We start from the raw sequence: 20,438 nt of genomic DNA, 5'->3' as shown, positions 1-20,438 counted from the left end.
CAAGAACCAATAGTCACAGTGGCCCATACCATAGGGTAGGGGTGATGTTGTGATGAACTTGGGAGACTTGGTCGTTCGTAAATCCTACGGCGGCGATGTAACGTTCCGGGTAGAAGGCATGCGGCAAAATAACAATATCGTCATCAAAGGGACGGAATTCCGGTTACTGGCCGATGCTCCCGTTGATGATCTGGTCACGGTCCCGCATCCCACCTTAAGCGAACGAACAAAGCAGGCACAGATCAAAGCCAATGAGTCGCTCGACCGCCTGCAGAAGCACAGACAGGAGCAGAGCGAGCGTCAACTGGCCAGCCTGCGCAATATCGAAGGCGGCCAGCTTGCGGATAAAGGATATTTTGACGTGCCGGGCAAAGTGCTGCATTTGGATGGGGATCCCCAATACCTGAAGAAGAGTTTGACCTTGTACAATCAGCTTCGGGTCCCAGCGGAAGGCCATTATATCAATGAGTCGGGGATGGCCGATTCATTATATCGTCTTCTTCCGCGGGTAAGACCTGATATCGTGGTAATTACAGGTCATGATGGAGTTCTGAAGAGACGACAGCCATACGATTTATATAGCCTGGACAGCTATAAGAATTCACACAACTTTGTCACGGCCATTCAGGTAGCACGTCAATATGAGCGGAATCTGGATTCCCTGGTCATTGTGGCCGGGGCGTGTCAATCGCATTTTGAAGCGCTGCTGCAGGCAGGAGCCAATTTTGCCAGCTCGCCGGGGCGGATCCTCATTCATGCGCTGGATCCCGTCTACGTTGCCGCCAAGGCAGCCTATACGTCGGTCAGGGATACCGTGAACATTCATGATGTCGTTCATCATACGATCAGCGGCAGCCAGGGCGTGGGCGGAATCGAGACGAGAGGCAGCTACCGGATCGGTCTGCCCAAGCTGCAGGATTTGTCCACATTGAAGGTTACGCCTTCGGTCAGTTAGGCTCATACTGTGTTCTGAAAGACGCTTATCGGCCGTTGAAGAAAGACCCGAGAAGAACCCCACAAGCTGGGGTTTTTTATTTTTTGTTTCAATTCTTTAAGAAAGTTGTCAAAAAAAATACATAAAGCTTGTCAATTTAGCACATATTAAAGCAAATGCACACGAGAAATACAGGGTCAAAAAAAATACGTTGACAATATATTTTTGATGCTGATATAATTAATGTTTTTGAATTGACAAATGACTGAATCTTTTGTATAATGGACAAGGAAAGAGGTGGTCGTCGACAATGGCTAAAAACGCGCTGTTGGAAATCAAACGCAGTCTCGATGCCCATTTAGGGCAAAAAATTACGCTTCGGGCTAACGGTGGCCGTCGGAAGACCGTCGAGCGTACTGGTGTTTTGGAAGAAACGTACCCTTCTGTTTTCATTGTGAAGCTGGATCAAGACCAGCAAACTTTTAAACGTGTGTCCTACAGTTATGCCGATATTCTGACCGAAACCGTGGAAATCATGGTAACCGGTGATGACAACGAGATGCGAATCACCTATATCAAGTCATAACGATATGTCATGAGAGAGCAGTCTCCACTTACAGGGAGGCTGTTTTTTGTTGCCATCGAACCGGGGAGAATGACAAGCGGAAGTTGAACACATACTAAGGCTGCGCGAAGCCTTCTTTATCCGTTCTATATTCGGTGATGGAGGTTAAGCTTGCAGAGGATCGTAAAAGGTCACTGCATCGCGCCGGATGCTATTCATGCCATACTCAATACATTTTCCAAGGAGGCGGGATTGATGAGCAGGAGAAGACGAAGCATTATGTCCGATCAATTGAAGACCGAATTGGCTAAGGAATTGGGATTCTACGATACCGTGGAAAAAGAAGGCTGGGGAGGCATTAAGGCCAAGGATGCCGGCAACATGGTAAAACGGGCGATTGAGCTCGCCGAGCGGGCAGCCCGCAAATCCGATCTGTAAGAGAAAGACCATAACGCGGCAGGGGCTTCCGGTTAAGCGGAAGCCCCTGTTTGTTTACCTCCATCAAACGGTCCCATGACTTCAAAGCCTGAGTTTGTTAATATAGAGGCATTAGATGTTTTTCCTCGAATATGTTAAGTTCAAGCATATGGGAAAAGCTAAGGATAGGTGAACGTTCTTGAAAATATACGAAAAAGCACCGGCCAAAATCAATTTAATGCTGGATGTACTTCATAAACGTCCTGACGGCTTTCATGAGGTAGAGATGGTCATGACGATGATCGACCTCGCCGATCGGCTCGAAATGTCCGAACAGAAGCGGGACACCATCATCATCACCTCACAGGCAGGGTACATACCGCTGGACGAGAAGAATTTGGCCTTTCAGGCAGCAAGACTAATTAAAGAGCGCTACGACGTGAAACAGGGTGTACATATTCACCTGGACAAGAAAATTCCCGTTGCGGCGGGACTCGCAGGAGGCAGCAGTGATGCAGCGGCGACACTGCGCGGCTTGAACCGCCTCTGGGGACTGGGTATCCCCCAGGAGGAGTTGCTCGCGCTGGGCGCAGAGCTCGGCTCGGATGTGCCGTTCTGCGTAACGGGCGGCACCGCACTGGCTACAGGGCGCGGGGAGGTACTCACGCCGATCCCGAACCCGCCGCAGTGCTGGGTGATCGTGGCGAAGCCGCCGATCAACGTGTCGACGGCGGAAGTGTACGGCCGTTTGCGCAGCGATCAGATTCAGCGCCATCCATCGGCAGAGCGCATGGTAGAGGCGCTTACGCAAGGCAGCTTCCAGCAGATGTGCCAATCGCTGGGTAACGTTCTGGAGGAGGTTACCTTGAAGATGCACCCGGAAGTTCAGCAGCTAAAGGAAGGAATGCTGAAATTGGGAGCTGACGGCGCGCTCATGTCCGGAAGCGGTCCTACGGTCTTCGGCTTGGTCTCCAAGGAATCCAAGGTAGCCCGGATTTACAATGGCCTGCGGGGGTTCTGCAAGGAAGTGTATGCCGTTCGCCTGCTGACTTAGAAACGGTTATGTTTGACAATTCGGGGTCGAATTTCAAACAAAGTTGTATAAATACGTACAAAGGTGTTATATTTAACATATAATATTCGGATTTAGCGAGGAACCCTAGGTGAAAAAATTAAAACGAAGCGAACGATTGGTCGATATGACCCAATATTTACTATCTAAACCGCATACGCTGATTCCGCTGACGACGTTCGCCGAGCGATATGGAGCAGCCAAGTCATCCATCAGTGAGGATTTGGCGATTATTAAGGACGTGTTCGAGAGCGAGGGACTCGGAGAACTTCAGACCCTGGCCGGCGCAGCGGGAGGAGTCAGATACATTCCGAAGCTGCGCAAAGATCATGCCCTACGGTTTGCGGAGGAGCTGTGCCAGCAGCTCCAGCAATCGGATCGGATTTTGCCGGGCGGATATTTGTACATGTCTGATCTGCTCGGACAACCTTCGCTGATGAACGAGGCGGGCAAGATCATTGCCACGGCGTTCGCCGACCGGGATATCGATGTAGTCATGACCGTGGAAACCAAAGGGATTCCACTGGCCTATGCGACAGCGGCCCAACTGAACCTGCCGGTCGTACTAGTTCGCCGGGACCATCAAGTGACCGAAGGGTCGGCCGTAAGCATCAATTATGTGTCGGGCTCGCACAAGAGCATCCATACCATGTCATTATCCCGCCGGGCGCTCAAGGAACGCTCCCGCGTGCTGATCGTGGATGATTTTATGAAGGCAGGCGGGACCATTCAGGGAATGGTTGATCTGCTGGGTGAATTTAATGCTGAAGTCGCAGGTGTCGGTGTGCTGGTAGAGTCGGGAGCGGTGGAAACCGAGGAAAGACTTCTGGAGGACTATATTTCACTGGCCATCTTAAGCGATGTGGACTCCAAAACGAAGAGAATTACCGTCAACCCTGGTAATTATTTCGAAAAATAGAGTCGCGATATTTGTCGATATAATAGCGTTTTCATTCGAATTAGCCCGAAGTCTGTCGAAAATATCACATTCTAAAAAAAATTCCTGTTTTTAGGACATTTTGTATTAGAAAAAAGAAGGATTTCTGGTTTGCTGTGTGGAATTATACACCAAGTCTCTGATGGAAAAAGGTGGTGAACACATATGCAAATTACGGATGTCAGACTCCGCCGTGTTAACTCTGAGGGGAGAATGAAGGCAATCGCATCCATTACCATCGATAATGAATTTGTCGTTCACGACATTCGCGTCATCGACGGAAACAATGGAATGTTTGTTGCAATGCCGAGCAAACGCACTCCTGATGGAGAATTCCGCGACATTGCCCATCCCATTTCTTCCGGTACTCGCGAGAAAATTCAATCGGCTGTATTGGCCGAGTATGAGCGAGCGGCTACTGAAGAAGAAGTGATTGAAGAAGGCGCTTAAGATTTACAATTGGGGTTCAAGGAAAAGAGAGCCATACCTGTGGCTCTCTTTTCTTTTTTTGTAGAATGATATATATTCAGTAGTGAGTTCAAGAGGAGGAGGCATGGCCCTTGAAAAGATTTGCTATTGTGCTCGCCGCTGGGCAGGGCAAACGTATGAAATCCAAACTATATAAAGTGCTGCATCCTGTTTGTGGCAAGCCGATGGTCGGACATGTATTGCAAACCGTACAACAGGTAAACTGTGAACGCAGTGTTGTGGTCGTAGGCCACGGCGCGGAAGCGGTTCGCACCTATCTGCAAGACGCAGCCGAGTATGTACTGCAGGAGCAGCAGCTCGGAACGGGTCACGCCGTGAAGCAAGCCAAGGAATTACTTGGCGGCGAAGAAGGCTCCACGATTGTCATTTGCGGGGATACTCCTCTGGTGACGTCCGAGACACTGGAGAATCTTTTGAAGCTGCATGAGAGCAACAATGCGGCCGCTACGGTGCTTACCGCGCATATGGATAACCCGAAAGGCTACGGCCGGGTCATTCGAGGCGAGGATGGCAGCGCACTTCGGATTGTTGAGCAGAAAGATTGCAGTCCGGAAGAGGACGCCGTTACTGAAATTAATACCGGTACCTATTGTTTTGACAATAAAAAGCTATTTGCTGCACTGGACAATGTAACCAACCAGAATGCGCAGCAGGAATATTACCTGACCGATTGCATCGGTATTCTGAAACAAGCCGGCGAGACCGTGCTTGCTTATCAGACCGATGATTACGCGGAATCGATTGGCGTCAACGACCGTCTGGCGCTGTCGGAAGCCGAAGGCTTCATGAGAGAACGCATCAACCGCACGCACATGTTGAACGGTGTTACGATCATTGACCCGTCTTCAACCTATATCGGAGCTGATGTTAAGATTGGTTCAGATACCGTGCTCTATCCCGGCACCGTCCTGAAAGGGAATACGGTGATCGGTGAAGATTGCGTGATCGGACCGGATACCGATATCGAGGATTCCGTTATTGCGGATGGTGCCAGCGTCAAACATTCGGTGCTCAGCAGTGCTGAAGTCGGCTCTCGGACCTCCGTAGGACCGTATGCTTATCTTCGTCCAGGCGCCAAGCTGGGGGATGATGTAAAGGTGGGGGACTTCGTTGAAGTGAAGAACGCCACGATTGATAACGGCTCTAAAGTATCTCATCTCAGTTATGTGGGTGATGCCAAAGTCGGCAAAAACGTTAATATCGGCTGCGGTGCGATTACAGTCAACTATGATGGTTATAATAAGTCCATTACCGAAATTGAAGATGATGCATTTATCGGCAGTAATGTGAATTTGATTGCACCGGTGAAGGTGGGCAAGGGCGCATTCGTTGTTGCAGGCTCTACCATTACGCATTCCGTTTCGGATAACGATCTGGCCATCGCCAGAACGCGTCAGGAGAACAAGCCAGGGTACGCAGAGAAGATCCGGGCACGCGCCATCGCCAAGAAGAACAAGAAATCGTAATTATCCCTGCTTCCTTTACCAAGATATGAAGCGGTGATCGGATACCTAATTCAACGAACCAGCACGGAGGGTTTTTATTCTATGACTTATCTTGATTCTAAATTAAAAATATTCACGTGTAATTCCAATCCTAAACTTGCCCATCAAATCGCCGATTATATCGGCATTCCGATGGGGGAATCGCATACAACCAGCTTTAGCGACGGCGAGATTCAAGTAAAGCTCTCCGAGAGTGTGCGGGGCTGCCATGTATATATTGTGCAGTCCACCTGCTTGCCGGTGAATGATAACCTGATGGAACTGCTGGTTATGGTGGATGCGCTCAAGCGGGCATCCGCGAAGAGCATCAACGTGGTTATTCCGTATTACGGATATGCCCGTCAAGACCGCAAAGCGCGTTCGCGGGATCCGATCACCGCTAAGCTGGTTGCGAATCTGATCGAAAAAGCAGGAGCTCATCGCGTCATTACGATGGACCTGCATGCGATGCAGATTCAGGGATTTTTCGATATTCCGGTGGATCATCTGCTCGGGGTGCCGATTCTTGCCCAATATTTCCGTTCAAAGCAGATCGAGAACCCTGTCGTTGTATCTCCGGATCACGGCGGTGTCGTTCGCGCGAGAAAGCTTGCTGATTTCCTGAATGCGCCGCTGGCGATTATCGATAAACGCCGTCCTGAGCCGAATGTCAGTGAAGTCATGAATATTATCGGGAATATCGAAGGCAAGACCGCCATTCTGATTGATGACATTATCGATACCGCCGGTACGATTGTGCTGGGTGCCAATGCGTTGATGGAAGGCGGCGTTAAGGAAGTCTACGCGTGCTGTACACACCCGGTTCTCTCGGGCCCTGCCCATGAGCGCCTGGAAAACTCCCCGCTGAAGGAAGTTGTTGTAACAGACACCATTCCGATCACCAATCCGAACCCGAGCAGCAAGCTGACGGTATTGTCGGTTGCTCCGTTGATGGGTGAAGCCATCATCCGGGTTCATGAGGAATTGTCGATTAGTAAATTGTTTGAAATAGAATAATAAACCGTGTAAAGGCAGGGTTACATCTCCTCATGAGGAGATGTAACCCTTGTCGGCTATGGCGACTTTGCGGCTTGGGTATAGCAAGAGCAGGTGGACAGTCTGGAAGAAAACGTTTTCATAATTTCGGCCTGATATGTGCGGCGCAGGTTATCAATATCCGGGCCTGGAGATGAAAGTGAACGTATTCCGGTTGTATAGCGTCCCCTCAAGCTCGACAAAGTAGGCGTCGACTGCAGTGATCAGACCCACGTCGATGTGACAACCCAGTTCATAGACTTGAACAGGGATGCCATGCTTCATATGGTATTGAAAATGACTGTGGTGCGTTAATTTCTGTTCGAAAGCTTTCAATGCCGATTCACCTTCTTATGAGGGCATAACGCCGATAGGTTTTGTTCATATTGTACTCAGAAATGCGCAAAGAAGAAAGTATAAATCGTGAAAGGAATCAACCTGTGATGAAATGGATTGTCGGACTGGGCAACCCCGGTTCAAATTATGAGAAGACACGCCATAATGTTGGGTTCATGGCGCTGGATGCTCTGGCAGAGCGACACGGCATGAAGTTCAATCAGAATAAATGCAAATCGGTCATCGCGGAAGGAATGATTGGTGGCACCAAAACGGTCCTGATCAAACCGATGACGTTCATGAATCTTTCAGGCGAGGCCGTGCGTGCTTATATGGATTATTATAAAGTGAGTCTTGAAGACATGATTGTGGTCTATGATGATTTGGATACCGTCGTCGGTAAGATCCGCCTGCGATATCAAGGCAGTGCCGGAGGACATAATGGCATTAAATCCATTATTCAGCATACCGGGACGCAGAGCTTCAACCGTGTCCGAATGGGCATATCGAGGCCTGAGCCGGGTTATGCCATTGTGGATTATGTGCTGGGTACGTTTCCGAAGAAGGAACGCGAACAGTTGCAGAGCATGGTAGAGGAGACTTGTGACGCGCTGGAATTCAGTCTGGACAATACCTTTGAGCAGACGATGGCGAAGTTCAACAAGTCCTAGAGAAGCATCATAGGATGGAAGCAACCGAGAGATGATTCCAAGGGCATAAGGCAGCGGGAAAATCGAAGTCTTAAACGAGGGAATTCCGGGCATACTGAAGGTATATACGACCTTCAGGAGGCATATGATGGCGATAACCTATGTTTGCAGACACTGTCGGGCGTTTCAGGGCCGCATCGATTCCAATCACGTATCCGAAGCCCGTCTCGGATTTGATTCCTTGACCCCTGAGGAACGCAAGGATATAATAGCCTATGATTTTAACGGAGAAGTGATGGTCCGGGTAACCTGCGATCATTGCAGAGAAGCCCTCGAAGCCCATCCGGAATTAAGCCTTTTGGCAAATCCCCTGCAATGAGAGTATAATGGGGTACAGGACGTTTTTTGGTAGAAGACATACAGCGGCAGGTCCTGCCGCTGCTCTAGCCTTGGCAGTTTTGCTCAAGGCTTCTTTTCGGTTATAATTTTTTGGCAATCGTCTAAAATTCCATGAGAAATAGAGTCTAGGAAATTCATTTCTTTTGCATAAGAGAGGTGCCCCCTTTTGTTACAAGCACTTATTGATGTATTTTCGAAGGATTCGGACTTCAAATCCATAACCGCTGGCGTCCAAGCCGGCATGAGGGAGCAATTGATCTCCGGTCTTTCCGGGTCGTCCAGACAGATCTTAATGGCCGCATTGCACCAGGACCAGCAGCGCCCGCTGCTCGTGGTCACTCATAATATGTTTTCAGCCCAGAAAATTGCGGATGATTTACAGGAAGCGCTCTCACCGGATCAAGTGTTATTATACCCGGCGAATGAGCTGGTAGCGGCCGAGTCGGCCGTTTCAAGCCCCGAGACTCTGGCGCAGCGGATTGATGTTCTCGTCCGATGTGCAAGAGGATTCCGGGGTATTGTCGTTGCGCCATTTTCCGGCGTGCGTCGCCTGCTTCCCGCTCCCGAAGTGATGTCCGATGCCCGAATCGTGCTCCATGACGGCGGGACACTCGTGCTGGAATCCTTTCTGAACCAGATGATCGAGATGGGATATGAACGGGTGGAGCGTGTCGAGAGCCGCGGCGAGATGAGTGTCCGCGGCGGTATCATCGATTTTTACCCGATGACAACGACAATGGCGTACCGCGTAGAACTGTTTGATGAGGATATCGACTCGATTCGTACCTTTGACCCGGCGGATCAGCGCTCGATTGACAAGGTCCGGGAAGTCACCATTACACCATGCAAGGAAATTATTGCCGATTCGGAGAGGCTTAGTCGCACAGCGGATACGGTGGCCCGTCTGCTGGAGACGCAGCTCGAACGTATGAGTGATCGTCAGGCCAAGCTCCGTTTGCGGGACGAAATACACCGGGAAGTTGAGATGCTGCGCGAGCGGATGTATTTCCCTGAAATCTATAAATATATCTCCCTGTTGTATCCGGAGAAGACCAATTTATATGATTACTTGCCGAAGGATACCATTCTGATTATGGATGAGCCTGCTCGGCTGTTAGAAACAGCCAAGCAGCTGGAGCGGGATGAAGCGGAATGGAATTTGCATCTAATGCAAAATGGCAAATCGCTGCCGGATCTGCCGCTGTCGCTGGATACGGAAGAACTGATCTACCAGCATCCCTATCAGAGTCTGTTGATCTCCATCTTCCTGCGTCAGGTGCCAAGAATGCAGCCGCAAAATATTGTCAATATGATTACGCGCGGCATGCAGGATTTCCATGGACAGATGAATGTGCTCAAGGCCGAGATGGAACGCTGGAAGAAGTCGGGCGTGCAGGTCATGATGCTGGCAGGCGATGCAGAGCGGATGGACCGCATGCGGCGGGTGTTGCTGGACTATGGCATCGAAGAACCGGTGATGTATGAAGGGCATTTGCAAAATGGCTTCGAGATGCCTTCGGTTCATGCTGCAATTATTACTGAGAGTGAGATGTTCTCCTCGAAGCAGCGTAAAACACGCAAAACCACGAAGAATATGGACAACGCCGAGCGCATCAAGAGTTATACGGAGCTCAAAGTCGGCGACTATGTGGTGCATCAAAACCACGGTATCGGGAAATATATGGGGATCGGGACGCTCGAAATCAACGGAATCCATAAGGATTACATGCATATTTTGTATGCCGGGGGCGATAAGCTGTCCGTTCCGATTGAGCAGATCGATCTCATTCAGAAATATGTCGGTTCCGAAGATAAGGAGCCGAAGGTATACAAGCTGGGTGGAAATGAATGGACACGGGTTAAGAACAAGGTTCGTTCTTCCGTTCAGGATATCGCCGACGATCTGATTAAGCTGTATGCCGAGCGTCAGTCTGCGCCTGGATACGGTTTTGAGAAGGATACGTCGGAGCAGCAGGAATTCGAGGACATGTTCCCATATGATGAAACACCCGATCAGCTTCGGGCCATTACCGAAATCAAGAAGGACATGGAACAAAACCGACCGATGGACCGGCTCCTGTGCGGTGATGTCGGTTACGGGAAAACGGAAGTGGCGGTTCGAGCTGCCTTTAAAGCGGCGATCGAAGGGAAGCAGGTTGCGGTGCTGGTACCGACGACGATTTTGGCCCAGCAGCATTACGAGACGTTCCGGGAGCGCTTCGCCAATTATCCGATCAACATTCAGGTGCTGAGCCGTTTCCGGAGCCGTAAGGAGCAGAATGAGACGATCAAGAAAGTAAAGCAGGGCTCCGTCGATATTCTGATCGGAACGCATCGACTGCTGTCGCAGGATATTGTGTTCAAGGATCTGGGACTGCTGATCGTGGATGAGGAGCAGCGGTTTGGCGTTACGCATAAGGAGAAATTGAAGAAGCTGAAGACCAATGTCGACGTGCTGACGCTGACGGCAACGCCGATTCCGCGCACGCTGCATATGTCGATGCTCGGTGTTCGGGATTTGTCCGTCATCGAGACACCGCCGGAGAATCGTTTTCCAGTGCAGACTTATGTCGTAGAGCATAGCCAGACCCTGGTGCGGGAAGCGATCGAGCGAGAGCTGGCCCGGGGCGGTCAAGTTTACTATCTTTACAATCGGGTTCAGGGCATTCAGGAGATGGCAGCCCAGATATCCATGCTGGTACCGGAGGCCCGAGTGGGGGTCGGACACGGCCAAATGTCGGAAACGGAGCTGGAGAAGACTATTCTCGACTTCCTGGACGGCGAATACGACGTATTGGTGAGCACGAGCATTATTGAGACGGGCGTGGATATCCCGAATGTCAATACGCTTATCGTGCATGATGCGGACAAAATGGGCCTCTCCCAGCTATATCAGCTGCGCGGACGCGTCGGACGTTCCAACCGAATCGCATATGCTTATTTCACGTACCAACGGGATAAGGTGTTGACCGAAGTGGCCGAGAAGCGGCTGCAGTCCATTAAAGAATTCACGGAGCTTGGCTCCGGATTCAAGATTGCGATGCGGGACCTGTCGATTCGCGGAGCGGGCAACCTGCTCGGAGCGGAGCAGCATGGCTTTATTGCTTCCGTCGGGTTTGATTTGTATTCACAGATGCTGGCGGAGGAGATTCAGAAGCGCAAAGTCAGCATGCTGGGTGAGCCGCCATTGCCATCGAAGGACTGGAACACCTCGATCGATCTGGGGATTGATGCTTACTTGCCGTCTGATTACATTTATGACAGCATTCAGAAGATCGAAATTTATAAAAAAGTGGCTGTCGTTTCGTCTATCGACGAATCGGCTGAGCTTGAGGACGAGCTGCTTGACCGCTTTGGCGAGCTGCCGCTTGCGGTAAGTAACCTGCTTGCCGTATCCCGTTTGAAGGTATATGGTCGTACGTACGGGATCGACTCCATTATTCAGCGCGGCGATGATGTGCTGCTGCAGTTTTATGAAGGGCAGGACAAAGCGGTTGATACAACAGGGCTTGCGCAAATTGGAAATATGTTCGAAAGACGTGTACAATTTGAACAAGGGCCGACTATGGCCATTCGAATCAAAGGCAAGGGACTTTCCGATCAACAACTGTTAGAATTGCTGGAGCAATTCCTGGAGGCCGCAAGAGGGCCATTCAACCTGAAGGGAGAACTACAAAATGCCGTCAAGAAATAACAAGGCATGGAAGACGTTTATTGTATCCATCACAGCAGTGCTATCCATGTCGATGATCGCTGCGTGCGGAAACGACAAGACTAAGGGAACCGAAGATGATAATAGCAAAGTTATCGTCAAATATAAGGGTGGAGAAATTACCGAGAAGGAATTTGATCTGGAACAGCGCATGATTCAGTTCATGTCCCCGGAGTACGCCCAATTTTTACAAATGGATGAATTTAAAGAGTATTTGGCGAAACAGGGGGTAGCCTATGAATACCTGTACGCCAAAGCCGACGATAAAGCGAAGGAAGCTGCCGGGAAGCAAGCGGATGACTTGTTAAAGCAGCAGAAGAGCGGAATGGGCGAGGAGCAGTTTAAAGCTGCTCTGGAATCGCAGAAATTGACGGAAGACGACCTCAAAAATTATATGCTTCGCGTCATGACCGTCATGGAGCACGAGAAGAATCAGGTGAAAGAAGAGGATATCAAGAAGGAATTCGATGCGAACAAAAAGGATTATACCAACATTAGCGTTCGTCATGTCCTGATTGGTTTTCAAGATACCGAAGGCAAGGAGAGACCGGAGGGCGAGGCGCTCAAAATTGCCAAGGAAGTACAGTCCAAGCTAAATAAAGGGGAGGATTTTGCTGCTTTGGCGAAGGAATACTCCCAGGACCCGGGCTCCAAGGACAGCGGGGGTCTGTACGAGAACAAACCCGCAGGCAGCTGGGTGCCTCAATTCAAGGAAAAGGCCTTAACGCTGGAACTGAACAAAATCAGCGACCCGGTAGAAACCGATTACGGCTACCATGTCATGAAAGTGGAGAAGCGTGAGGAAGTGTCTTACGACAAGCTGCCTGCCGATCAGAAGGAAGGCATTCGAAATGAGCTGGCTTCGGCGAAGATCGACAACTTCATGCAGAATGAGCTTAACGACCTGATTGAGAGCATGAATCTTCCGAAAAGCGAGAATGCGGACAAGCCTGCCGAGGGCACGGGAGACCAGAAGACAGACGGTACAACCGACAAACCGGCGGAAGGTAATCAAACACCGGATGCAGGCAAGGACGACACAGGTAAATAAGCCCGCAGACAAGCGGTCGGGCAATGATATTGTAATGCGTTGGGGCAATGCCGGATGTATGCCAGCGCACGGAAGAAATGGTGGGGTCTTCGAATCCATAACGTGCGAAATCGCGCGTTATGGATTTTTTCTCCCTTGACGTCAGTCTCTTTCGAATGATATTTATTTTTGGATTTCGCAACCAACAGAGGGTAGATGATGTATAAGGAATTGGGAATGGATGAATACTATGGTCAGACATTAACTCTTATATACCTGGGGACATCCTCTTCCCGAATGGAACAGTAGTTGAAAAATCTTCTTATGAAAGTGGGGCAACAAGTGACATGAAAGCTACTGGTATCGTCCGCCGTATTGATGACCTCGGGCGCGTGGTCATTCCAAAAGAAATTAGACGCACACTGCGGATTCGCGAAGGCGACCCGCTGGAAATTTTCGTTGACCGGGATGGAGAAGTCATTCTGAAGAAATATTCACCGATCGGTGAGTTAGGTGATTTTGCGAAGGAATATGCAGAGTCCCTTTATGAGAGCACAGGTCACATCACGATCATATCGGACCGTGATACATTTATCGCTGTAGCAGGCGGCTCCAAGAAGGAGTATTTGGACAAGCCGATCGGCAACCTTCTGGAAAACTGCATGGAAAATCGCAAGACGGTGCTGGAAAGCAACAGCGGTACGTATGAGATCAGTAAAGACAATCCGGAAACGCTGTCCGCATTTGTCGCTGCGCCTATCATTGCTGGTGGAGACCCGATTGGCAGTGTTGTGCTGCTGAACAAGGACGAATCCGTGAACATGGGTGAGATGGAAGTGAAGATGTCTGAAACTGCTGCTGGCTTCCTCGGCAAGCAAATGGAACAGTAAGACGAGGACATGAATCCTTGATGGAGACTCCCGCTGAACGTTGATCACAGGTCAATCGGCAGCTGGGAGTTTTTGTTGTCCGGTTTCTTTTTTTGTACCACGCTCACACCCTTGGTTATAATGGATGTGCATATGGCAGCATCTGAATGATGATGGGTCTATGTTACGGAAAAAGAAACTAGGGGATTGGAAGAGGATATGAAACCAGATCAAACAGGGGCAAGGCTTCTACAGGGAGCGTTTATTCTCAGTGCGGCCGCGCTTTTGTCCAAATTGATTGGCACACTGCAAAAAATACCGCTGCAAAATATGGGCGGGGATGCCGTCTTTGGCATCTATAATACGGTTTATCCGTTCTATATGATGATCATTACGATAGCGGCGGTCGGTTTCCCTGCAGCGGTCTCCAAATATGTGGCAGAATATGAGGCTGAAGGGCGCACCGAGGACGGTCATCGCCTGCTCCGACTTTCTTCCGCCTCGTTGGTGCTGTTCGGTATGATTCTCGGCTTGCTGATGTATGTCTGTGCTCCGTGGATCGGAATGTGGATCGGAAGCAGTCAGGTTGTACCCGCCCTCCGCGCAGGCGCATTGGCGCTGGCATTCGTGCCTTGGATGTCGGTCCTCCGCGGTTATTTTCAAGGGCTGCACAATATGGTGCCGACGGCGATCTCCCAGATTACGGAGCAGGTTGTCCGTGTCGGGGTTATGATTGCGCTGCTCCTTTACATGATACGGGCTGGTGCCGATTCCGATGTGATTGCCGCCGGGGCACTGCTCGGATCTGCTGCCGGTGGAGCTGCCGGTCTGGTGGTGATGGGACTGTACTGGCGCAAGCATCTCCGGGCAACTCGGAGTAAAGCACAAGGAAAAGTTGGTCACGGAATCAGCGCAGCGGGTATGAACGAAACGAGGGTGCGTGCCGATGTATCTAGAGAGGGAGCGGGTGTTCTCCTTGGCCGCCTGCTTGCTTATGGAATTCCGGTCTGTCTTAGTCTGCTCGCGGTTCCGCTGATTGGACTGGTGGATACCTTCACGGTGCCCCGGTTATTAACATCCGGCGGACTGGGCGAAGCAACGGCTATGGCAGAGTTTGGGGTCTATAACCGCGGACTGCCGCTTGTCCAGCTGGTTACGATGCTGGCCACTTCGTTGTCGGTTCTGTTTATCCCTGCCCTGGCAGAGGCCAAGTTCAAGGGAGAGTCCAGCCGGGTTGCAAGCCAAACCCGCATGGCCCTCCGCTGGTTTTGGCTGATCGGGATGACGGCCTCCGTAGGCTTGGCAGTGCTGGCTGAGCCGATTAACGTCATGCTGTACGAGGATGCCGCAGGGACGGTGACGATGCAGGTGATTGCCTTTACAGCCGCCGGGGGTACGCTGAGCACGATTACAGCCGCGCTGCTTCAAGGCATCGGCATTGTAAAGGCCCCGGCGGTTCATCTGCTGGCTGCGGCAGGGCTCAAGCTGCTGCTCAACCTGCTGCTGGTGCCGCAGTTTGGCATTACCGGCGCAGCCATCGCCGGCGTGGCCGCGCATCTGACCGCCGCCGCGCTCAACCTCGCGCTGCTCTCGCGAAGCGCCGGCGCCCGCCTTGACGCCGGCGGCATGCTCGCGAGGACGCTGCCGGTCCTCGCCGCGGTGGCGCTGGCCGCCTGGGCCGCAGGTGAGGCAGCCGGCGGCATTCTGGCGGCGGCCGGCTTCGCCCCAGGCCGCCTCACCCACGCGGCAGCGAGCCTGAGCGGCGTCGCGGCCGGATGCGGCGCCTTCCTTATCGGCGCCGCGCTCACGAAGCTCCTCACCGAGGAGGAGCTTCGAATGCTGCCGAAGGTCGGAAGACCACTGGCAGCCTTCTTGCGGGCCCTGCGTGTGCTGCGCTGAACCGGGCCGATTGTGAGATGTTTGATCTTCTGTGCTATAGTAGTGTACGATAATGACGTCGACAAGGCGGACGAAGACGAAAGGAAGTAGCGTATGAGTGCATCCATTACGGTGGTCGGCTTGGGTTCTGGCAATCCGGATCGATTGACGATAGGTATCATAAAAACCATGCAGCGGGCATCGAAGGTGTATGTGCGTACATTATCTCATCCCGTCATTGCTGCGTTGAATGAATTCCAGATTGAACCGGAATCGTTTGACCATGTCTATGAAGCGTATGACACCTTTCCCGAGGTGTACGAATCCATTGCATCCGCGCTAATCAACTTGGCCAAAGCTGCTGAGGAGGATCGCGAGATTGTCTACGCGGTGCCCGGGCATCCCATGGTAGCGGAGGCAACAGTTCGGTTATTACGGGAACGCTGCCCGGGAGAGCATGTGACCCTTACGGTGCTCGGCGGTGAGAGTTTTCTGGACGAGGCCTTCGTTCGCCTTGATTTCGATCCCATTGAGGGCTTCCAGCTTCTCGATGCGGCTGAGCTTCGGGCAAGCGTCATCCAGCCGCAGCTGCATACCCTGATCGGCCAGGTGTATGACATGTTTACGGCTTCGGAAGTTAAACTGGCGCTGATGGAGCTGTATCCGGACGATTATCCAGTCATTGTCGGCCATGCGCTGGGCGTTGAGGGCGAGGAAGCGATACAGCAAGTACCGCTCTTTGAACTCGATCGTATCGACGGCTACGGGAATTTGTCGCTGATCTACGTACCCCGAAGCGATGACAGCAAGCTAAGGCAGCGAACGTTTGCCCGGCTCCATGAGATCGTTGGCATTCTCCGCAGTCCTGAAGGCTGTCCGTGGGACCGCGAGCAGACCCACGAATCCATCCGCAAAAATCTCATCGAAGAAACCTACGAGGTATTGGAGACGATTGATGAGGATGATCCTGAGCATATGCAGGAAGAACTTGGGGATCTGCTGCTGCAGATTATGCTGCATTCCCAGATGGAAGAGGAGCTTGGTACCTTTACGGTGTATGATGTCATTCAAGCGCTGAATGACAAGCTGATCTTCCGCCACCCGCATGTCTTTGGCGAGAGCAGCGCCAAAGACGCGGAATCTGCCCTTCAGAACTGGGAGCAGATGAAAGCGGAAGAGAAGCGTCGCAAGGGGCTCTCACCAGAGAAAGCCTCGGCGCTGGATGGCATCCCGCGGGATCTTCCCGCCTTGATGAAGGCGTACAAGCTCCAGAAGAAGGCATCCAAGGTTGGTTTCGATTGGGATAATATCGAAGGCGTGTTCCAGAAGATTGAAGAGGAACTCGGTGAACTGAGGCAGGCGGTGACCGAGGGCCAGTCTGATGAGGACACAGCACTAGAGCTCGGCGATCTGCTGTTCGCGGTCTCCAATGCGGCAAGATTTATCGGTTCGGATCCGGAAGAGGCGCTTTCGAGAACGAACCGAAAGTTTGTCAGTCGCTTCAGCTACATAGAGGAGAAGCTTGCCGCCCAGGGGAAAACCTTGCAGGCAAGTACTCTGGACGAGATGGAAGCCCTATGGCAGGCAGCTAAATCGGGATCGGCACAAAACGGCGGCATCGACGTGTGAAAAGGGCAACTTTTCACGTAAAAAATAAAAAAATAGGGATTTGCGGCAGGAATTCCGCAAGGCATCCAGAATAATCATTAATGGTGAAATCTTGCAGATTGCAAGGCGGTTTAACCGAATAACCGTAAAATCTTATATTTTTCTGATAATTGGGAGGATTTAATTCATGAACAAAACAGATCTGATCAACAACATTTCCGGTAAAAGTGGTTTGACAAAAAAAGACGTAGAGAACGTCCTGAACGGCTTCCTTGGCGAAATCACTGAAGCTTTGGCTAATGGCGATAAAGTTCAATTGATCGGCTTTGGTACATTCGAAACTCGCAAGCGCGCTGGACGTACTGGCCGCAACCCGCAAACAGGTAACACGATCGAAATTCCAGAATCCAACGTTCCTGCGTTCAAGGCAGGTAACAAGCTTAAAGAAGCCGTAAAATAATGCGCGTCGATAAATTCCTGAAAGTATCGAGGTTAATCAAGCGGCGTACCGTAGCGAAAGATGTATCGGATCAAGGTCGGGTGCTGATCAATGGCCGCGAGGCCAAGGCGAGCAGCACGGTTAAATTGGGCGATGAGATCACCGTCCAGTTTGGCCAGAAGCTGGTGACCGTCCGGGTCGAGCGTCTTACCGAGACAACCCGTAAAGATGAGGCGACCAGCCTCTACACCTTGGTCAAGGAAGAACCGATCGTTAAAGATCGCGGATTGGACTGGTAAGCAGCCCAAAGCCGTTCCATCAAACGTCCCTCTCACCATATGGTGTGGGGGGCGTTTTTATGTTTATCATGGATGGTATAAACCATTGGAGCTCCTGCTCTCTTTCTTTCGCCTGGCTTTCGTCGCAGCGTCACGATCATTCCTGAGGCGGTTGTTCTTCTTCCGGTTCTAAAGACAGGCACCTTCCCATAAGCTATTGTTAAAAGGAGGGGTACATGCCATGATCGACCAAGGGAAGGGTAAGTTTCATGACCTGCGGATGCAGAACCGGAAGCTGCTGGACATTACGGGTGTCCAAAATGTGGAGAGCTTTGATAGCGAAGAATTTCTGCTTCAAACCGAGCTTGGGCATCTCACCATTCGGGGGCAAAATTTACATATTAAAAATCTCAGCCTGGAAGAGGGGCTTTTGTCGATTGAAGGTCAGGTGCATTCACTGATTTATTTGAATCCCGGTTCGCAGACCAAGAACAAGAGTCTGCTGGGTAAGCTGTTTAAATGAACCCCAGCGTACAATGGATCACGCTGCTCTGGATGCTCTTCTCCGGAGCAGCGATGGGAGTCGCCTTCGACAGCTACCGGGTGCTGGCAGGGCAGCTCCGTTTCCCGCAATGGTCCAAGCATACCCTGGACTTCCTTTACTGGATTGCGGCAGCCTTCTTCATTTTTCGCATGTTGTACGTGACCAATGACGGTCAACTGCGTTTTTATGTGTTTGTGGGCCTGTTTATAGGGGTTTGGATCTATTTTTTATTATGGAGTGTCATAACCCAGCGTTTTGTGGTAATGTTAATTCAAGTGACAAAAGGCTTATTGACCTTTTTGTACAAGCTGTTCCGTATGTTAGTGTGGAATCCCATCAAAGGAATCCTGATGCTCATCTTGGGATTGTTAAGGTTTCTATGGAAGTTTCTCCTGTCGCTGTTGCGTTTAGTCCTTAAATGCCTCATGCCTTTTTGGCGACTCTTGAAATGGATGCTGAGACCGATCACATCCAGAGTCAGGCTGCCGGCATGGAGCAAGCAATTCGCGGACAAGGTTATTAAGGCGTGGAAGCGCTGGTTTTAGGAGGTATGGTCATGGGAAGATTTGCTGATCCGTCGAAGCAGGCTCCCCAACAAACCAAGACAAAGAACAAGGGCGCACGCCGGCGTAAAAGAATGTTTGTGGCGATGATGGCGCTGTTTTTGATCTGGGCAGGTTCAACGCTCTGGTCCCAGAATGACCGCATCCGTAATCAGAACGAAGCGCTTGCTCAAAAGCAAGAGGATTATAAGTCCGTTGAACAGTCGCTAATCCAGATTTCTCATGAAGTGGAGCGATTGAAGGACCCTGAATATATCGGGCAGATTGCCCGCAAGAAGTTTGGACTGTATCTGCCAAATGAGACGCCGATCATTCAGCCCCAAAATTCGGGCGAAAAGCCGTAATTAGGCATGACAGACGTCTGTTGACCTTGTTTAGGTCATTATCGTATAATCAAATCACCGCAGCGCGATTTCTAAATCGGACTGTATATTTTTAAGGGAGGATCATTTTATTCTATGGCAATTGAAGTGGGCACCAAGTTAGAGGGCAAGGTGACAGGCATAACGCATTTTGGAGCATTTGTGGATCTGTCAGGAGGTGTCACGGGTCTCGTTCACATCTCGGAGATCGCCGACAATTACGTTAAGGATGTCAACGATCATTTGAAAATCAACGACGTCGTAACCGTGAAGGTGATTAATGTCGACAAGGACGGCAAGATCGGTCTTTCGATCAAGCAGGCTGTCGACAAGCCGGCTTCCGAAAGTCGTCCACCCCGCGCACCGAGACCGGAACGCAGTGGAGGCGGCGGAGAACGATTCGGAGGTGGCGGTGGTGGAGGATTCAACCGTGAACGCGGCGGACGCCCGTTTAAGCCTGCGGCCAACAAGCCTTCATTTGAGGATAAAATGTCACGCTTCCTAAAAGACAGTGAAGAACGGATCTCTTCGCTTAAGAAGAATACGGAAGGCAAACGCGGTGGACGCGGAGCCAAACGTATGTAATTCGATAAAATATAAACTGACCGCAGAGGGAAATCGCCTTCTGCGGTTTTTTTGTCGTTGCATCCAAGGGTACGACAGGTTCCTACGCATTTTACGGCGCTGTCGTATGAAATGAGCACGGGATGTCCGCCTCAATTCGGGAAATGATCCGCAAGAATGCTGCAGGCTTGACCCGTGGAAACACCGCTGGGCGCGGGGGATGAACGCTCTTTTCCCGAACGTTCGCATGACACGTTGATTTTGTCGGAAATT

22 protein-coding genes are annotated in these 20,438 nt (G+C 51.0%); 21 read left to right on the top strand and 1 reads right to left on the bottom strand.

All coding sequences use genetic code 11. The annotated features are described in order from the left end of the window. The first annotated feature begins 52 nt into the window (after positions 1–52). From yabG to AK95_RS16895, 8 genes are all read left to right on the top strand, one after another. Complete coding sequence (yabG, locus tag AK95_RS16930) at positions 53–955, top strand: sporulation peptidase YabG (protein WP_071221088.1); 903 nt, start codon at positions 53–55, stop codon at positions 953–955. 289 nt (positions 956–1,244) lie between these two features. After that, a complete protein-coding gene (gene veg / locus AK95_RS16925; protein WP_006207415.1) occupies positions 1,245–1,520 on the top strand; it encodes a biofilm formation stimulator Veg in 276 nt (91 codons plus the stop codon). Between the two features lie 234 nt (positions 1,521–1,754). Further along, positions 1,755–1,937 carry a small, acid-soluble spore protein, alpha/beta type gene (locus AK95_RS16920; RefSeq protein WP_009591920.1) on the top strand — a complete coding sequence of 61 codons (183 nt, stop codon included), beginning with the start codon at positions 1,755–1,757 and terminating at the stop codon, positions 1,935–1,937. 178 nt (positions 1,938–2,115) lie between these two features. Beyond that, the gene (gene ispE, locus AK95_RS16915) at positions 2,116–2,970 is read left to right on the top strand and encodes a 4-(cytidine 5'-diphospho)-2-C-methyl-D-erythritol kinase (RefSeq protein ID WP_071221087.1); all 855 of its coding nucleotides are present in this window, start codon (positions 2,116–2,118) and stop codon (positions 2,968–2,970) included. 109 nt (positions 2,971–3,079) lie between these two features. Beyond that, positions 3,080–3,907: a pur operon repressor gene (gene purR, locus AK95_RS16910; RefSeq protein WP_071221086.1), complete on the top strand. Its 828-nt coding sequence runs from the start codon at positions 3,080–3,082 to the stop codon at positions 3,905–3,907. A 183-nt stretch (positions 3,908–4,090) separates the two neighbouring features. Further along, on the top strand, positions 4,091–4,375 hold the full coding sequence (spoVG, locus tag AK95_RS16905) for a septation regulator SpoVG (protein WP_006207419.1): 285 nt from the start codon (positions 4,091–4,093) through the stop codon (positions 4,373–4,375). A 110-nt stretch (positions 4,376–4,485) separates the two neighbouring features. Then, positions 4,486–5,880, top strand: a complete 1,395-nt coding sequence (glmU, locus tag AK95_RS16900; RefSeq protein WP_071221085.1) for a bifunctional UDP-N-acetylglucosamine diphosphorylase/glucosamine-1-phosphate N-acetyltransferase GlmU — start codon at positions 4,486–4,488, stop codon at positions 5,878–5,880. 81 nt (positions 5,881–5,961) lie between these two features. Then, on the top strand, positions 5,962–6,915 hold the full coding sequence (locus tag AK95_RS16895) for a ribose-phosphate diphosphokinase (protein WP_006207421.1): 954 nt from the start codon (positions 5,962–5,964) through the stop codon (positions 6,913–6,915). A gap of 153 nt (positions 6,916–7,068) precedes the next feature. On the opposite strand, the gene AK95_RS16890 is transcribed toward AK95_RS16895, so the two are convergent. Next, positions 7,069–7,269 carry a hypothetical protein gene (locus tag AK95_RS16890; RefSeq protein ID WP_071221084.1) on the bottom strand — a complete coding sequence of 67 codons (201 nt, stop codon included), beginning with the start codon at positions 7,267–7,269 and terminating at the stop codon, positions 7,069–7,071. Positions 7,270–7,376: 107 nt separating this feature from the next. Here AK95_RS16890 and pth point away from each other — a divergent pair, with 107 nt between their 5' ends. The 13 genes from pth to AK95_RS16825 all read left to right on the top strand — a co-directional run bounded on the left by pth (position 7,377) and on the right by AK95_RS16825 (position 20,186). Continuing rightward, positions 7,377–7,940, top strand: coding sequence for an aminoacyl-tRNA hydrolase (pth, locus tag AK95_RS16885; RefSeq protein ID WP_071221083.1), 564 nt, complete (start codon positions 7,377–7,379; stop codon positions 7,938–7,940). Between the two features lie 127 nt (positions 7,941–8,067). Beyond that, a complete protein-coding gene (locus AK95_RS16880) occupies positions 8,068–8,298 on the top strand; it encodes an anti-sigma-F factor Fin family protein (protein WP_006207424.1) in 231 nt (76 codons plus the stop codon). Between the two features lie 186 nt (positions 8,299–8,484). Beyond that, complete coding sequence (gene mfd / locus AK95_RS16875) at positions 8,485–12,012, top strand: transcription-repair coupling factor (protein ID WP_071221082.1); 3,528 nt, start codon at positions 8,485–8,487, stop codon at positions 12,010–12,012. After that, positions 11,996–13,081, top strand: a complete 1,086-nt coding sequence (locus AK95_RS16870) for a peptidylprolyl isomerase (RefSeq protein WP_071221081.1) — start codon at positions 11,996–11,998, stop codon at positions 13,079–13,081. Before mfd ends, AK95_RS16870 begins: the two co-directional genes overlap by 17 nt. Before the next feature lie 326 nt (positions 13,082–13,407). Further along, on the top strand, positions 13,408–13,950 hold the full coding sequence (gene spoVT, locus AK95_RS16865; RefSeq protein WP_071221080.1) for a stage V sporulation protein T: 543 nt from the start codon (positions 13,408–13,410) through the stop codon (positions 13,948–13,950). 198 nt (positions 13,951–14,148) lie between these two features. Next, positions 14,149–15,828: a putative polysaccharide biosynthesis protein gene (locus tag AK95_RS16860; RefSeq protein WP_071221079.1), complete on the top strand. Its 1,680-nt coding sequence runs from the start codon at positions 14,149–14,151 to the stop codon at positions 15,826–15,828. A 93-nt stretch (positions 15,829–15,921) separates the two neighbouring features. Beyond that, positions 15,922–17,436 carry a bifunctional methyltransferase/pyrophosphohydrolase YabN gene (gene yabN / locus AK95_RS16855; RefSeq protein ID WP_071221078.1) on the top strand — a complete coding sequence of 505 codons (1,515 nt, stop codon included), beginning with the start codon at positions 15,922–15,924 and terminating at the stop codon, positions 17,434–17,436. Between the two features lie 166 nt (positions 17,437–17,602). Then, positions 17,603–17,875 carry an HU family DNA-binding protein gene (locus tag AK95_RS16850; protein WP_009591918.1) on the top strand — a complete coding sequence of 91 codons (273 nt, stop codon included), beginning with the start codon at positions 17,603–17,605 and terminating at the stop codon, positions 17,873–17,875. Further along, complete coding sequence (locus AK95_RS16845) at positions 17,875–18,153, top strand: RNA-binding S4 domain-containing protein (protein ID WP_071221077.1); 279 nt, start codon at positions 17,875–17,877, stop codon at positions 18,151–18,153. Before AK95_RS16850 ends, AK95_RS16845 begins: the two co-directional genes overlap by 1 nt. A 220-nt stretch (positions 18,154–18,373) precedes the next feature. Then, positions 18,374–18,655 (top strand): sporulation protein YabP, encoded by a 282-nt coding sequence (gene yabP / locus AK95_RS16840; protein ID WP_009591926.1) that lies wholly within the window; start codon positions 18,374–18,376, stop codon positions 18,653–18,655. Beyond that, entirely contained in the window at positions 18,652–19,221 is a 570-nt protein-coding gene (yabQ, locus tag AK95_RS16835) for a spore cortex biosynthesis protein YabQ (protein ID WP_071221076.1), read from the top strand. The genes yabP and yabQ overlap by 4 nt, the downstream gene beginning before the upstream one ends. A gap of 11 nt (positions 19,222–19,232) precedes the next feature. Beyond that, the gene (locus AK95_RS16830) at positions 19,233–19,583 is read left to right on the top strand and encodes an FtsB family cell division protein (protein WP_071221075.1); all 351 of its coding nucleotides are present in this window, start codon (positions 19,233–19,235) and stop codon (positions 19,581–19,583) included. A 114-nt stretch (positions 19,584–19,697) separates the two neighbouring features. Further along, positions 19,698–20,186, top strand: coding sequence for a S1 domain-containing RNA-binding protein (locus AK95_RS16825; protein WP_009591896.1), 489 nt, complete (start codon positions 19,698–19,700; stop codon positions 20,184–20,186). Positions 20,187–20,438: the final 252 nt, after the last annotated feature.

Origin of the sequence: Paenibacillus sp. LC231, assembly GCF_001860525.1 — a bacterium.
In the GTDB taxonomy this organism is placed as follows: Bacteria; Bacillota; Bacilli; order Paenibacillales; family Paenibacillaceae; genus Paenibacillus_AQ.
The sequence above is the reverse complement of the archived record's forward strand: the minus strand, read 5'-3'. Positions and strand labels throughout refer to the sequence as shown.